The sequence below is a fragment of the Gluconobacter vitians genome (assembly GCF_015244565.1).
GTDB classification, from domain to species: domain Bacteria; phylum Pseudomonadota; class Alphaproteobacteria; order Acetobacterales; family Acetobacteraceae; genus Gluconobacter; species Gluconobacter vitians.
The window spans coordinates 100,878-116,236 of sequence record NZ_JABCQG010000001.1; the positions used below are offsets into that span (position 1 = coordinate 100,878).

Sequence of the window (15,359 nt, forward strand, 5' to 3'; positions counted from 1 at the left end):
GAAGTCGAAGACCCGGCGTCGATCATGTCTGAATTACTTCAGGATGATCTCGACGCGACGGTTCTGCGGCTCGCGGGTGTTCGGGCCGGTCGGAACCAGCGGCTTGGACTCGCCATAGCCGTGGATGTCGATGGCAGCAGCCGGGACACCGTCACGGATCAGCTCAGCCTTCACGCTGGAAGCGCGACGGTTGGACAGACCCAGGTTGTAACGCTCGCCGCGCGGACCCGGGTGAGCAGCGGAGTTATCCGTGTAGCCGTTGACTTCGATGCGCGTCGTCTGGACGTGCGTGGAAGCCTGGGCTGCCTGGGCAACGATCTCACGGGCGCGGCCCGTCAGGTCAGACTTGTCCCAGTCGAAGAACACGAGATACGTGCGGGCCGGGGTCGGAGCCGGCGGAACAACAACCGGAGCCGGCGGCGGCGGCGGCGGAGCCGTGTCGAAGGCATAGCGCAGGCCCAGGATGAACTGGTGCGAGAAGCGCTGGTCGAAGTTCACGTTGCCCTTGTGAACGCCGGAAGCGTTGTAGGCCGTGGAACGATACGGACCGTTGACGAAGTCCTGACCGATGAAACGGTATTCGGTCGTGACAGCCAGACCCGGAACGTTCGGGATGTCGTAAGCTGCACCGACGATGCCCTGGTACGCGAAGCTGCCCTGCGTGCCGCCCATGCGGTCAACAGCGCCGTTCACGTAGTTGGTCGTGGTCGGGTTGTAGTGCTGCCACAGATAGCCAGCGCCAACACCGACGAACGGCGTGACAGGAACATTCAGACCGAAGTTGGCGAGGTCGATGTCATACAGCACGTTGACGAGGCCACCATAAGCCTGGTCGGACCCGTGGGTCATGCCGTTAACAGCCGTCGGACGACGGTGGTTGATCTGGGAGTAGTTGTACAGACCCTCAACCTCAACGCGCAGGCCGTTACCGAAGCCCCAGCCGAATGCACCGAAACCGGTGAAGCCGTCGTGGTGGCGGTAGCGGGAGCTCGAAGCAGCGTTGCTGCTCGTGCCATCAGCCTGCGTCGTCGGCGCGAAAGTGCCGTGCTGCTGCTGAACCAGGTTGTAACCACCGCCGATGTTGACATAGGGGCCGGTGATCGTGCTGGCCATGGCAAGCGACGGTGCGGCGACCATCGACGTCATGGCAAGGAGTGCCGTGCGGAGACGCATGTTTTCGTCCTCTTAGTGACTAACGTTCGAGCCGTTGGAGAATGCTTTCACCAACGGACCCAGCGCGATGCATAAGCGCATATAGAGCGCAGAGTTCCCCGCGACAAAGCCAGTCGGGGTCTTCCAGCTCTACTCGGGGAAGGGGAGTGACATAAAAGCCACAATCCATTTCGCCCGCTTTACGATCTACGCCTCGCGTCTACGTTGCCTTAGCCCAAGGTTTCACGAGAAGCCAGCGCTTCCGGAAGAAAGCAGCTATGCAAAAACAAAGGCAAAACAGATATTTAGCTCAGATGTGACGGAATTTTAACATTCCTTACGAGCGGCAGCCTTCAGTGATCAGAAGATTACGCACTGTTTCTGAGGGGATTTCGCGGGTTGTGAACGCCTTGCCGATCCCGTGCAACAGAACGAACGCAACCTTCCCGTCCTGCATTTTCTTGTCCCGAGTCATGTGGTGCAGAAGCACGTCCGCGGAGAACGACTCCCGGAACCACTCGAAACTGACAGGCATGTCCAGACTTCGCAGATGACGGTCCAGTCGATGCAGGTCCTCGACCGGGGCGTAACCGAGCTCTACGGAAAGAGCCATGGCCAGGTGAATTCCGATCGAGACAGCCTCGCCATGCAGCAGGCGACCATCATATCCCAGTTCCGCTTCCAGGGCGTGCCCGAACGTATGTCCCAGATTGAGCAGTGCCCGCCCGCCAACAGAAGCCTGTTCCTTCTCGTCAGCCGCAACAACCGCTGCCTTGAAGGCACAGGCCCGCTTCACGGCATCCGCCAGGGCTTCGGGATCACCATCCAGAACATCCCGTCCATGGGTTTCGCACCAGGCAAAGAGTTCCGGATCGGCAATCAGGCCGGATTTGACGATCTCGGCATAGCCCGCAACGCGCTGGCGCCGCGGCAGCGTTGCCAAGGCGGAACTGTCCGCAAGAACCGCGATGGGTTGATGAAAGGCGCCGATCAAATTCTTGCCGGCCGGGGCGTTGATGCCGGTCTTTCCGCCCACGCTGCTGTCCACCTGTGACAGAAGCGTGGTGGGAATCTGCACAAATGGCAGCCCGCGCAGTGCTGTTGCAGCAACAAACCCGGCCAGATCGCCCACGACTCCGCCACCCAGCGCCACGATGGTCGTCTTGCGCTCGATTCCGGTGGACAGGAGGCGGTTCATGACATCCCCGTAGCAGGCGAGGGACTTGCTCTCCTCACCGCCGGGAACCGCAATCACATCCGCACGGATGCCGGTTTCCTCGAATGAGGCGAGAAGTCGCGGCAGATGCAGTTCGGCAACCGTTTCATCCGTAATGACGACCACGCGCTTCTGGGGCAGGTGAGGTGCAAGCAGGGCGCCTGCACGCGAAATCAGGTCCGGTCCGATCAGCACGTCATAGCTGTGGTTGCTGAGCGAAACATGAACCGACTCCGGCCTGCGATATTCTCCCAGAACTTCCCGTACCCGCTGCACGCCCTGTTCCACCGTGTCGTCTCCACAATCGATAATGATGTCTGCCTCGGCGTAGAAGGGGTATCGCTGCCCCACAAGACGCCCCAGAACCTCGTCCGGCCTTCCCTGGGCCAGCAATGGCCGCCCCGTTCGTCCGGCAACCCGCTTCACCAGCACATGCACCGGTGCCCGAAGCCAGATCGAGACCGCATGCCTGCGGACCAGACGACGGGTCTGGGCGTCCATCCAGGCGCCTCCGCCCGTGGCGAGGATGCAGGGTGGCCCATCGAGGAGTCGCTGGATGACGCGGCGTTCACCATCCCGAAACGATGCTTCACCATGTCGGGCAAAGATTTCGGGAATCGAACAGCCGGCGGCCCGTTCGATCTCGATGTCGGCGTCCACAAAAGGCAGTCCGCAGATCTGGGCGAGGCGCCGTCCGATGGTGGTTTTGCCGGCGCCCATCATTCCGACGAGGACAACCGTACGCGACGGTGTGCCATCGGGAGAGAAAAAGGGTTGCGGCGTGGCTGAAGGGGGAAAAGGCAGGCGTGACATGCCCTGCTACGTATCATAGGAGAGGGAACACGTCCTGCCCTCACTTCGAGACCCTGTCCCATGGCCATTACCGATCGTTCCTTTTCCCGCCTGCCGCTGATTGGCGGGGCCGTTGCCGTCTTTCTTGTCCTAGGTGTGGGCGGAGCGTTCCTGCGTCTGGGTATGACCGCCACGCCACCGGCACAGACCATGGTTCACAAGGACCTGTCGGGCGGCGCTTTTGCTCCGTCCACAGCACCACAGGCCGCCCTTCCGGCCATGCCGCCCGTACCTGCGGCCCAGCCTGCGCAGGCTCCCGCCGTGACACCGATGCCTGCGTCTGCTCCGGCCCCTGCCGCAGCAGCTCCGGCTGCTCCTGCCGCTGCCCCTCTGACGCCGTCGACACCGCTGCCGACGATGCCAGCCCCGAAGGCCGCTCCTGCCCAGCCCATGCCTGCTACACCTGTGGCCCCAGCTCCTGCTCACTGATTAAGCTGTAATGGCGCGTACCAGTGACGACCGGGAAGGCGACAGGCATGTCGAGGCCTTTCTGGAAATGCTTGCAGCCGAGCGTGGCGCGGCACTGAAAACCCGGCAGGCTTACGCCTCGGACCTCGCCGATTTTGCGGCCCACTGCGCACCGGTTCCTCTTGCCGATGCACAGGGCAGTCAGGTCCAGTCCTATCTTGCGGAACTATCGCGTGCGGGACTGGCGGCCCGGACCGCCGCCCGACGCCTGTCCTGCCTGCGCCAGTTCTATCGATTCCTGATGCTCGAGTCGGTGCGTGATGACGATCCGACCGAACGTCAGCAGGCTCCCAAAATCGCATCGTCTCTTCCCAGACCGCTGGACGAAGAGGAAATCCGTTGCCTGCTGGAAAGCGGGACGCGCGGTCATGAAAACGAACGCCGGGACATCGTCTCCCGCGCTGCGCTGGAACTTCTCTACACGACCGGCCTGCGCATTTCCGAACTGCTGGCCCTGCCGGCATCCTGTGTGCATGTCCGTGGCCCGATGCTTCTGGTGCGGGGCAAGGGCGGTCGGGAGCGGCTGGTGCCTTTATCCCAGAGTGCGCGGGACGCTGCGGACCAGCTCGTGCACTTCGATCGCGATCTCGGCAGCCCCTGGCTCTTTCCAGGGCGCAACCCTCAGAAGCACCTGACGCGGCAGGGATTCGACAAGATCCTGCTCGCCTGTGCCCTGAAAGCCGGACTGGACCCCGACCGCGTCAGCCCGCACGTTCTGAGGCATTCGTTCGCAAGCCATCTTCTGGCACATGGCGCCGATCTGCGGGCGCTCCAGATGTTGCTCGGTCACGCCGATATTGCCACCACCCAGATCTATACGCAGGTCATGTCCGAACGCCTGCGACAGGCTGTGGCGGCGCATCATCCGCTGGCACGGAAAGACACGGCCTCGGCCGACATGGATTGAACAGATCATTCCGCCTGTCGCAGGGACTGTTTCCGGACGCGCAGGCGTGCTATCGGGCTGGCCATGCGCCAATTCCTAGATTTCGAGAAGTCGGTCGCCGAACTCGAGACCAAGATCGACGAACTCCGCCAGATGGGCAGCCAGGGCAAGGACTCCGGCACCAGCGGCATCAATATCGATGACGAGATTGCCCGTCTGTCCGAGAAGGCCGACAAGCAGCTCCGCTCGACCTATGCCAAGCTGACGCCGCTGCAGAAAGTGCAGGTGGCCCGTCACGCCCAGCGCCCGAAGGCTCTGGACTACGTGCATCAGCTGGTAACGGACTACACGCCGTTGGCCGGTGACCGCGCCTTTGGCGACGACGACGCCATGATTGGCGGTCTGGCCCGTTTCCGTGGAGAACCGGTCGTTGTTGTTGGGACCGAGCGTGGTCACGACACCGAAACGCGCCTGAAGCATAATTTCGGCATGGCCCGCCCCGAAGGCTATCGCAAGGCGCAGCGTCTGGTCGAAATGGCCGGTCGCTTTGGCCTGCCGATCCTGAGCTTCATCGACACTGCCGGTGCCTGGCCCGGAATCGACGCCGAAGCACGCGGACAGGCCCAGGCGATCGCTAAATCGATCGATGTCTGCCTCAAGGCCCCCGTGCCACTGATCGTGACCGTGATTGGTGAGGGAGGCTCAGGTGGCGCCATTGCCATTGGCGCAGGTGATCGCATCCTTATGCTCGAGCACTCGATCTATTCCGTCATTTCGCCGGAAGCTGCCGCATCCATCCTGTGGCGCGATCCGAAGCTGGCACCGGCCGCAGCCGAGGCGCTGAAGCTCACCGCGCAGGACCTCCAGTCCCTCGGCGTGATCGATCGGATCATTCCTGAACCGGTCGGTGGTGCACAGCGCGCACCGGACGAAGCCGTCAAGGCCGTTGGCAACGCGATTGCGGAAGAACTGGCCTCGCTCAAGGATCTTACCGGTCCGGCGCTGATCCAGAAGCGCCGGGACAAGTTCCTGTCCATGACCCGCACGCCTCTGCACTGAGACGTTTTTCAAAAGCCGCTGCCTCTTCGCAGCGGCTTTTGTTTTTTCAGGCTGTCTGCTTGTGCGCGGGCTCGCCTGAGAGCGGTTCACGCCCATGCGCCATGATCAGATCATGCAGCGCCAGCGCGGCCTTCTGGACGGTTTCGCTGTCATATCCCTTGGCTACCAGCGCTACGCCGCCTGCGCCTCCTGGAAGGTGATAGGGGTAAGATCCCAGATCAATCGTCGGAAAATTCTTCTGCAATGCCGCCAGATCGGCTGCGAAATCGCCTTCCTTCAGTCCAGCCGCATGCCAGCTTGCGGAAACGAGTGGCGCACCCTTTTCAAGCTGCGGCATCAGCCAGGCGACCATCGATGCAAAAATCGACGGTACCCCGGCCATGACATGCACATTGCCAACGCTGAATCCGGGCGCGACCGAAACCGTATTAAGGATCGGCGTAGACCCTTCGGGCAGATAGGCCATGCGCTGGCGGGCGGCATTGAACCGGTCCGCCCCAAGAGCGGCTTCCAGCAGGCGGAAACTCTCCTCATGCCGGACCAGAGGTGCGTTCATGGCCTTTGCAACGCATTCAGCCGTGATGTCGTCATGTGTCGGCCCGATGCCGCCGGACGTGAAAACGATGTCAAAGGCCGCGCTGCAGTCGCGAACAGTGCGGATGATGCGCTCTTCGATATCGGGAATGACCCGGACTTCCATGAGCCGGATGCCCTGTTTATTCAGGGCCTGGGCCAGAACCCGTGTGTTGGCATCCTGCGTGCGTCCCGAGAGGATCTCGTTGCCGATGACGAGAAAACAGGCAGTTTTTTGAAGCATGTGTCCGCTCCTGATAGTCTTCGCCACAGAACGTAACGGGTCGCCCCGCGTTGTCGAGGAGAAACCCGGCCTGAAATTCTGTTTTCGTCAGGAGCACACATGACCAGCACCACGCTTCACCAGCCCGAATGCATTCTCGATCTGCGCGCGACGCTGGGGGAGGGGCCTGTCTGGATTGCTGGTGAGAAATCCCTGTATTTCGTCGATATCCTGGAAGCGAAAATTCACCGCTTCACGCCTTCCAGCCGTGATCATCAGACATGGTCTGCGCCGGACCGTGTGGCGTTCCTTCTTCCCGTCGCTGACGGCACGTTCCTCGCCGGCATGCCGGACGGCCTGCGCCGTTTTGATCCGCGCACGGGCGGTTTTTCCGATCATACGATCGTGGAAGCCGAAAAGCCCCGCAACCGCCTCAATGATGGCTGTGTCGATCCGCAGGGCCATGTCTGGTTCGGCACCATGGACGACGGCGAGGAGAACCCGTCCGGCTCGATCTATCGGATCGTGCATGACGAAAGCGGCCTGCATATCACCCATCACGACGAAGGCTATACCGTCTCCAACGGTCCCGCCGTCTCGCCATGCGGCAAGGTGCTCTATGTCTGCGACAGCCCGGAACAGACGATCTACGCTTTCGACATCAAAGAAGATGGCGATCTTGAAAATGAGCGTATCTTCGCCCGTCTGGATGATGGCTATCCTGACGGGATCGTGACCGACAGCGAAGGGACTGTCTGGTGCGGAACCTGGGGCGGTGGGCGCGTGGCGCGTTTCAAGCCGGATGGTACGGAACTGCCACCGATTCCCATGCCTGTAACGAATGTCACGAAAGTCGCTTTCGGTGGTGATGACCTGAAAACGGTTTTCGTGACGACAGCGCGCAAGGGACTGGAAGCCGAGACGCTCAAAAAGGAACCGCAGGCCGGCTCCCTGTTCGCCTTCCGTACGGATGTTTCGGGTGTCCCGCAGCAGGTCTTTCGCCTGAACGGCTGACCTAGCCCAGAAGCTCCTGCAGAAGCGGGATCAGCGGAAGGTCAGGATCAGGCATGGTATAGCGGCCCAGATCAGAGGCCGCGACCCATTCCAGAGCCTGGCCTTCCCGAGGAATTGGCACACCCCGCCAGCGCCGCACCACATAAAGCGGCATCAGCAGATGGAACGGCCCGGCGTTTTCGCTGACGAATGTGAACGGCGCCAGACAGGCTCCGGATAGGTCAAGCCCGAGTTCCTCGCGCATTTCCCGGACCAGCGCCTGTTCAGGTGTTTCGTCCCGTTCGACCTTTCCGCCCGGAAACTCCCATAGCCCCGCAAGACGCTTTCCTTCCGGCCGACGTGCCAGAAGGATCCGTCCCTGCGTATCCAGAAGAGCCGCTGCCACAACCAGAAGTGTGCGCGGTTTTGTCTCCTGAGGCACAGGAGCCGCGACGGCCGGAGCAGGGGTGGACTCTGCAGCCGGAACGTCCTGCACCCCCGCAAGGAACGCGGCCCGCGTGAGTTCATACAGATCAACCGGGCATTCCTGCCCGCGGGACACGAACCGGCGGCTCGATGTTCCGGTTTTCTGAAAGCCCAGCTTCTTCAGAACGGCGGCAGAGGCCGCATTGTCCTGCGCTGCTGCAGCCGTGAGCTTTTCCAGTTTCAGAACTGTCAGGCCCCACTCCACGACCCGCTGTCCTGCCAGCGTCGTGATGCCCTGTCCCCACGCCGAGGGCGCCAGCCAGTACCCCAGAGACCCTGCGCGCCGGTCATCGGACAGCACGAGCCCCATGGCCCCGAGCAGGGTGCCTTCCCGGGTGATGGCAAAATGATGGGCGTTTCCCTGCGCGCTGTCCCTGCGCGTGGACTCGATCCACTCCGCCGCCAGTTCCCGTGGATAGGGAAAAGGCAGGCTGCTGAGCATCCGGACAACGCTCCAGTCATTGACCAGACGGTGAATGGCCGGCGCGTCCTCCGGCTGCAGGGCGCGGAGAACGAGCGTCCCTGCCTTGAGGTCTGGAGTCATGTCAGGGCGCGGAACCCTGCGGCCTGTCGGAAGGTTCCATCGGCACGCCACACCGTGCCAGCAGGCGACGCAGCATGTTGATGACCGGGAAGACTTCCTGGTTGTGGTCGCCGCCGAGTTCGTTCCACGCGGCCTGCTCCAGTTCCACGATGTCTCGGTCTTCCTTGAAGATCCGCTCGGTGAATGCAATCAGGAACGGCCAGGCGATGTCCAGAACCAGCTTCGCCTTCGGACGACGGATCGACAGCAGCCCGAACACGCGGCACGTCTTTTCTTCCACGTCCTGCGGCACATAGACGATCCACAGATCCATGACCGGCGGCTCATCGCCCGTTGCGATGCGCAGCGTCTGGTACGGATATTCCGTCCGGATCGTCATGACGTCCTTGTGGGCGTATTTCTCGCTGGCATCGCGGCGTTCACCGAAGATGAACGTCTCGCCCCAGGGCTGCTTGCCACTGGTCCGCGCAAAGCTGTAGCGCGCCTCGACCAGCGTGGGCTCATCCTTGCCGCCAAGGAAGCGCGGCTTCATCTGGCCCATCTGCTTCATGTGCATGAACTGATGGTTCATATCCATCAGGTTCTCATGCATGAAACTGTAATGGCAGCCGACCGTCTCACCGAAACGGCGCGTTTTGTATTCGGGGTTGCCGACCGAGCCCAGCTGCGGAAACGGCATGCTCTCGGCCTTTGCCGGATCGCCCGGGAAGATGAAGATCAGTCCGCCTTCCTCACGGCATGGATAGGTCCGCACACCGTTCGGAAGCTTGCCCTTGCCCAGATAGGGCACATCAATGCAGCGGCCCGAACGCCCATAGGCCCAGCCGTGATAGCAGCACTGGACCGCTTCACCGCTTACCTTGCCGAGACTGAGCGGAACCTGCCGGTGCGCACAGCGGTCCTCCAGCGCAAACACGGTGCCGTCCATCGGGCGGACCAGCGCGATCGGCTGTCCGGCATAGCGTGTTCCGATGGTCTTGCCGCGCTTGAGTTCGCGCGACCAGGCGACGGGATACCAGTAATCGGGATTGGAGCGGATGCGCCGCAGATCCCCGGTCTTCCGAACCACCTCTTCTACCGGGGAGAACTCACCGATATTCGGGTCGATGACGTGGTCGGCGCCCTGTGTGGCGTCAGAGGAGGCAGAGACGGTCTGCGACATGAGTATCCTGATCCAAGATGAAACCGCGACATTTTCAAATGCGCACAGAACCTAACAGGCAAAGCCCTAGTTCAGGAAGAGATCATTCGCATCATTCAGATCGCGTCTTTCCCGCAACATGCAGCAGAAAAACCACCCTTTTCGTGTCATTGAAACATCATCTTGCAGGACTGGCGCTTTTCCGGGCGGGCAGGCACGTTTAGGAGACCGCTTCCCACAGATCATAAATCCCCATTTCGGAGTTTCGGCCACGGTGCGAACCAGATCCCTGCTTCTTTCCTCCATCGCACTGTTTGCAGTCCGTCAGTCGGCTCTGGCTGCCGATCTTCATGTCGTTCACCATCATCCGGCATCAAAGGAGAAGGCTCACGTTACCGCGTCTGCGCCGGCCGTGCAGGGTCGGAAGACTGCCGCACCAGCCCGCCACCGCACGACGGAGCTGGATGCCCATGCGACGGAAAGCGTGGCCGTTACCGGGCGCCAGCTGACCGGACGTGACGCCGAGCAGGCCGTCTCCAAGGCCATCATGCGCCAGTATGTTCCGGGAACCAGCGCCTACAAGATGCTGGACCGCACGCCAGGCGTGAGCTTCACCTCCACTGATCCGTTCGGAATCGACAGCTTCGGTGCCAATCTCTACGTGCGCGGGTTCTTCATGAACCAGATGGGCGTCACGGTGGATGGCGTGCCGCTGAACGACCAGACGTACCAGTCCGTCAGTGGCATGAGCCTCGCCTCCGCCATCATCCCCGACGACATCCAGTCCATGCGCATGTCGCAGGGCGCAGGTTCGGTCGAACTGCCCTCGACCAACACGCTGGGCGGCACGATCCAGATTGGCTCCTCGGACCCCGAGGACAAGCGCGGCGGCAAGGTCAGCCAGTCCTTTGGCAGTTATGGCTCGTACCGCACCTATGTCCGTCTGGACTCCGGCAAGCTGAACCCGACCGGCACGAAGTTCTACACGTCCTATGCCCGCACCGATGAAGGCATGTGGATGGGGGGCGGCGACCAGTTCATGCAGCAGGTCGATGCCAAGCTCGTCCAGCCGATCAACGAACGCAGCCGCATGTCGGCCTTCTTCAACTGGTCCAGCCTGGCCCAGTGGAACTATCCGGATACATCCATCGGCATCCTGAAGAACCTTGGCTGGCGCACGCCGCATCTCTATCCGAATTACGGACTGGCCTACGGGATCGCCAACGGCACGAGCGCGCTGCCGGCCGGTTACGGGAATGTGCCGGGCATCGATGGCTCCAACATCGCCATGTATGACGGCGGCCAGGCCGAAACCAATTATATGGGCGGTCTGCATTTCGACCTCGCCCTGACCGATCACCTGACCTGGAACACCACGATCTACGGTCACAGCCAGACGGGCTATTACAGCTATACTGACTCGGACGATCCCTCGCCGAACGGCGCGCCGTTCTCCGAAGAAGTCTGGCAGAACCGTCAGGAGCGTTACGGTCTCGACACCAGCCTGCGCTACAAATGGGGCCGCCATACCTTCGAGGGCGGCGTCTGGTACGAGAACAACAACCAGCAGGCAGGGCTATTCAATTACCAGCAGCCGCTTCTGGGGCAGGGGGCGCCGCTCAAGGCCGTTGGGCCTTATGACGTTTATGGCCCGGCCTTCCTCGAAGGCTACAACTTCCAGTGGACCACGAATGTCATGCAGTTCCACCTGCAGGACAGCATCCAGCTCGCCCAGGGCCTGACGTTGCATGCCGGCTTCAAGTCCATGACCGCGACGACTTCCGGCGGTGCGCAGTACAATAATGCTGACTGGACAGGCGCCGATGCTCTGCCGAACGGTTCCCTGACGGCCTCACAGGCCTTCCTGCCGCACGTCAATCTGGACTGGCACATCAACCGCCACCACGAGATTTATGTGGACGTGGCCGAGAACATGCGCGCCTATGAGGTCTCGGCCTATGGCGTGGCGAACTCGGTCTATTCCGTGCAGGATCAGGCTACGTTCCAGGCCCAGAAGAAGTCTCTTGAGCCGTCCAAGGCGTGGGTCTATCTCGGCGGCTATCGCTATACGTCGAAATACCTTCAGGCGAACGCCACCGTCTATCACGCCAGCCTGATCCATCCGATCCTGGCGGCCGCGGTCGGCTCCCTGACCAATCCGGTCTCGCAGGTCATTGATTTCGGCCATATCTCCATGACGGGTGCGAATGGTGACATCACCATCACGCCGATCGACGGCCTGAGCATCAGCAACAACCTGAGCTACAACAAGGGGACGTACGACCGGAACGTTGATACGGTCGGCGGCTATTACGCGCTGGCTGGCAAGAATATCGTCAACTATCCGGCGTGGATGTACAAAACATCCGTGGCCTATAGCTGGAAGGGCATGACGGCGCATTTCGACGCAAATTACTACAGCCGCCGCTACTACAGCTTCATGAATGACACTTCGATCGGCGGTTACTGGCTCGCCAACGCCGGCGCACAGTACCGTTTCGGCAAGTTGAGCGTCCTCAAGGACGTCACGGCAAGCTTCAACGTCTATAACCTGTTCAACACCAAATACATCTCCATGATGGGTGAGAACGACAATCCTGCCGTAGGCGATTACCAGTCCATGGAACGCGGTCCCGTCCGCGAATTCTTCGGTACCATCAGCGCGTCGTTCTGACAGGCGCATAACAAAAACGGCGGGGTCTGTGCCCCGCCGTTTTTTGATTCAAACCAACTGTTTTTCATCCCTGAGGAATACCTAGTTCGGCGCTCAGATCGCTGATGAACTGCGAGGCCACACGACCCGAGCGGCTGCCTCGCGCCATCGCCCATTGCAGGGCTTTCCGGCGGAGCTCATCGCGCGGAACCGGCAGCTTGTAATAAGCCGCATAGGCTTCGACGATCGCCAGATAATCGTCCTGCGTCGCACCATACAGCCCGATCCACAGGCCGAACCGGTCCGAAAGCGAGACCTTTTCCTCAATCGCCTCGGATGGATTGATTGCGCTTCCCGTCTCGTTCTCGATCATGTCCCGTGGCATCAGGTGACGCCGGTTCGACGTCGCATAGATCAGGACATTTTCCGGCCGGCCACCGATCCCGCCATCGAGAACGGATTTGAGCGACTTGTAATCCGCATCCTGGCTTTCGAAGGAAAGGTCATCGCAGAACAGGATGCAGCGGCGTTTCGTGGTGCGCAGGACGGCCAGCAGCTTCGGCAGCGAAGACAACTCGTCCCGCTGGATCTCGATCAGCGCGAGTGTGCCCCCGCCCTTTGCCCGCTGCTCTTCGTTCACTGCTGCGACGGACGCCTTCACCAGCGAGGACTTGCCCATTCCGCGCGCGCCCCAGAGCATCACGTTATTGGCGCTGAAGCCTTCCGCGAAATGCCGGGTATTGGTCATGACCTGATCCATCTGCCGTTTCACGCCCTGAAGCAGCGACAGTGGTACGCCCGAAACTTTCTCCACCGGTGTCAGAACACCCAGAGCGGCCTGCCACAGGAAGGCGTCATGTTTATGCAGGATGTCCGCACTCGGCGGGGGCGGGCTCATCCGCTCCAGACTGTCGGCAATACGTTCGAGAACACTAAGCAGGGCATGGTCGGTCATGGAAAACGGTCCCGAAACGAAAGGAGTTGAGATCAAAAGACATCGGCGCCGTGCTTGACGGGCAGCCCCCGGACGATATGGTCCCCGCCAGCTTCACTCAAGACTGGACCCTTACATCCATGAGCAGTCTGTTCATTTCTTCCGCCCAGGCCGCCGATGGTGGTGGCCTGCTGTCCAATCCGCAGGTGCTTCAGTTCGCCCCGATGATTTTCATCTTCGTGGTGTTCTATTTCCTGCTCATCCGTCCCCAGCAGCAGCGCGCCCGCAAGCTGCGTGACGAGCAGGGCTCCCTGCGCCGCGGTGACCGGATCGTGACGGCAGGCGGTATCGTCGGCGTCGTACAGGCCACCCGTGATGACAGCGACGAAGTGGATGTCGAGATCGCCCAGGGCGTACGTGTGAAGATCGTCCGCAGCACGATCACGAACATCATGCCGCGCGACAAGCCCGCCAACGATTCCTGATCCGGTCTTTCAAAAGGCCCGTTCATGCAAAACGCCCCGCCCGGAAAACCGGACGGGGCGTTTTTTTTATTCTGATGGACCCGGAAGGGATCAGGCAGACTTCAGCTCGGCTTCCGCGAACTCGTAGTTGGCGAGCTTGTCCAGATAGTTCGTGATGTAGTCCGGACGACGGTTGCGGAAATCGAGGTAGTAGGCGTGCTCCCACACGTCGAGGCCCAGCAGCGCCTTGCCCTGACCTTCGGCCAGCGGGTTGGAGCCGTTTGCCGTCTTCGTGACAGCCAGCTTGCCGGTCTTGTCCAGCACCAGCCAGGCCCAGCCGGAGCCGAACTGCGTCGTGGCGGCCTGCTTGAAGAGCTTCTTGAACTCTTCGACGGAACCGAAGTCTTCAGCGATCTTCTTTTCCAGACCGGTCGGGATCTGACCGCCCTTGGGGGACAGGTTCTTCCAGAACAGGATGTGGTTCCAGTGCTGGCCTGCGTTGTTGAAGACCGGAGCGATCTCGGGCTTGCCGTAGGAGAACGCGATGATCTCCTCAAGCGTCTTGCCAGCCAGTTCCGGCTTGCTCTCGACGAAACCGTTCAGCGCCGTGACATAGGCCTGATGGTGCTTGTCGTGGTGCAGTTCCAGCGTTTCCTGGCACATGCCGGCACCGGCGAGAGCGTTTTCTGCGTAGGGCAGGGGGGGAAGTTCGAAAGCCATGATGTCACTCCTTGGCAGAATAAGACGAGGAGACCGTCCTCAGGGACGGTCGCTCCTGCATATCGTTCTCATTTATGGGGAAGATTGGCAACGCTGTGTTCCATCGCACCGATGAGGGCCGAATAGTCCTCATTTGCATGCTGACGGTTTGAAAGGGCCAGCGCCTGATCGGCAACCGCCATGCCCGGCATGAATGCGCCGACCTTGCGTCCGGCATCCAGCAGCAGTCCCATATCCTTGGACATGAGGCGGGTCGGGAACTGGGACGGGAACTCGCGGTTCTGGCCCATCTTCAGCTTGCGCTTGTGATGCGGGCTGACAACGGCCACCTGCTGAAGCGTCTCGAACACGACATCGCGATCCAGCCCTGCGGCAAGTCCGTAGGTCACACCTTCTGCGATGATGTTGAGCGTGGCGCCCATCACGCCGTTCACAACCAGCTTCAGTCGGGCGGCAGAACCGGCAGGACCGGCATGGATCGTCAGTTTTCCAATCACGTCCAGGACCGGCTGGGCGCGCTTGACCACGGCATCATCGCCGCCGACCAGCATGACCAGATCACCCGTCTCGGCTTCAGGCGTGCTACCGGACATGGGAGCGTCGAGCAGTGAAAACCCATGTTCGGCAGCAAGCCTTGCAAAAGCGTCGGCCTGATCGGGAGAAACAGTGGAGGTATCGAGAACGAGCTTGTCGGGTGTCAGTCCGGCAAGGGCACCGTTCTCACCATGAAGCGACTGGTTTTCCGCAGCGTCATTCGGCACACAGAAAATGATGACATCCGCTGCCTCTGCGATGGCGCGTGGCGATGGCAGCATTTCCGTCTCGTCTTTGCCGCCCGATGGGGCAAACGCCACAACCGGATAACCGGCTTTCCGAAGATTGGCCCCCATACGCTGGGCCATGGCACCGTAACCGATAAAACCGATCTTTGGACTGGACATGGAAACTGGCTCCTTGTGATGCGTTGCAACAGACTCACGCATCATGGGTGCCAG

Annotated in this window: 14 protein-coding genes; 6 read left to right on the top strand and 8 right to left on the bottom strand. The window is 61.1% G+C overall.

From position 1 onward, the window contains the following. Positions 1-33: 33 nt before the first annotated feature. Positions 34-1,173, bottom strand: coding sequence for an OmpA family protein (locus tag HKD24_RS00525; RefSeq protein ID WP_194258539.1), 1,140 nt, complete (start codon positions 1,171-1,173; stop codon positions 34-36). Positions 1,174-1,489: 316 nt separating this feature from the next. Continuing rightward, positions 1,490-3,181, bottom strand: coding sequence for a 3-dehydroquinate synthase (gene aroB, locus HKD24_RS00530; protein ID WP_194258540.1), 1,692 nt, complete (start codon positions 3,179-3,181; stop codon positions 1,490-1,492). A gap of 60 nt (positions 3,182-3,241) precedes the next feature. On the opposite strand from aroB, the gene HKD24_RS00535 reads away from it, so the two are divergent. From HKD24_RS00535 to HKD24_RS00545, 3 genes are all read left to right on the top strand, one after another. Further along, entirely contained in the window at positions 3,242-3,649 is a 408-nt protein-coding gene (locus HKD24_RS00535) for a hypothetical protein (RefSeq protein ID WP_194258541.1), read from the top strand. Between the two features lie 10 nt (positions 3,650-3,659). Next, the gene (locus HKD24_RS00540) at positions 3,660-4,595 is read left to right on the top strand and encodes a tyrosine recombinase (RefSeq protein WP_194258542.1); all 936 of its coding nucleotides are present in this window, start codon (positions 3,660-3,662) and stop codon (positions 4,593-4,595) included. A gap of 63 nt (positions 4,596-4,658) precedes the next feature. Continuing rightward, a complete protein-coding gene (locus HKD24_RS00545; protein ID WP_194258543.1) occupies positions 4,659-5,633 on the top strand; it encodes an acetyl-CoA carboxylase carboxyltransferase subunit alpha in 975 nt (324 codons plus the stop codon). 46 nt (positions 5,634-5,679) lie between these two features. On the opposite strand, the gene HKD24_RS00550 is transcribed toward HKD24_RS00545, so the two are convergent. Continuing rightward, positions 5,680-6,450: a competence/damage-inducible protein A gene (locus HKD24_RS00550; protein WP_194258544.1), complete on the bottom strand. Its 771-nt coding sequence runs from the start codon at positions 6,448-6,450 to the stop codon at positions 5,680-5,682. A 99-nt stretch (positions 6,451-6,549) separates the two neighbouring features. Between HKD24_RS00550 and HKD24_RS00555 the strand changes: the two genes are divergently transcribed. Beyond that, positions 6,550-7,443 carry an SMP-30/gluconolactonase/LRE family protein gene (locus HKD24_RS00555; protein WP_194258545.1) on the top strand — a complete coding sequence of 298 codons (894 nt, stop codon included), beginning with the start codon at positions 6,550-6,552 and terminating at the stop codon, positions 7,441-7,443. A 1-nt stretch (position 7,444) separates the two neighbouring features. Here HKD24_RS00555 and HKD24_RS15515 read toward each other — a convergent pair whose 3' ends face one another. Continuing rightward, a complete protein-coding gene (locus HKD24_RS15515; protein ID WP_194258546.1) occupies positions 7,445-8,452 on the bottom strand; it encodes a bifunctional GNAT family N-acetyltransferase/(deoxy)nucleoside triphosphate pyrophosphohydrolase in 1,008 nt (335 codons plus the stop codon). Between the two features lies 1 nt (position 8,453). Then, a complete protein-coding gene (locus HKD24_RS00565; RefSeq protein ID WP_228124069.1) occupies positions 8,454-9,614 on the bottom strand; it encodes a Rieske 2Fe-2S domain-containing protein in 1,161 nt (386 codons plus the stop codon). 118 nt (positions 9,615-9,732) lie between these two features. Here HKD24_RS00565 and HKD24_RS00570 point away from each other — a divergent pair, with 118 nt between their 5' ends. Beyond that, positions 9,733-12,267 carry a TonB-dependent receptor gene (locus HKD24_RS00570; RefSeq protein ID WP_194258547.1) on the top strand — a complete coding sequence of 845 codons (2,535 nt, stop codon included), beginning with the start codon at positions 9,733-9,735 and terminating at the stop codon, positions 12,265-12,267. Positions 12,268-12,331: 64 nt separating this feature from the next. Here the strand turns inward: HKD24_RS00570 and HKD24_RS00575 are convergent, their stop codons facing one another. Continuing rightward, positions 12,332-13,201 (bottom strand): ATP-binding protein, encoded by an 870-nt coding sequence (locus tag HKD24_RS00575; RefSeq protein WP_194258548.1) that lies wholly within the window; start codon positions 13,199-13,201, stop codon positions 12,332-12,334. 119 nt (positions 13,202-13,320) lie between these two features. Between HKD24_RS00575 and yajC the strand changes: the two genes are divergently transcribed. Beyond that, positions 13,321-13,665, top strand: coding sequence for a preprotein translocase subunit YajC (gene yajC, locus HKD24_RS00580; protein WP_024716829.1), 345 nt, complete (start codon positions 13,321-13,323; stop codon positions 13,663-13,665). A gap of 90 nt (positions 13,666-13,755) precedes the next feature. Here the strand turns inward: yajC and HKD24_RS00585 are convergent, their stop codons facing one another. Both HKD24_RS00585 and HKD24_RS00590 read right to left on the bottom strand, forming a co-directional pair. Further along, positions 13,756-14,364, bottom strand: coding sequence for a superoxide dismutase (locus HKD24_RS00585; protein ID WP_194258549.1), 609 nt, complete (start codon positions 14,362-14,364; stop codon positions 13,756-13,758). 68 nt (positions 14,365-14,432) lie between these two features. Then, positions 14,433-15,305: an NAD(P)-dependent oxidoreductase gene (locus tag HKD24_RS00590; RefSeq protein WP_194258550.1), complete on the bottom strand. Its 873-nt coding sequence runs from the start codon at positions 15,303-15,305 to the stop codon at positions 14,433-14,435. Positions 15,306-15,359: the final 54 nt, after the last annotated feature.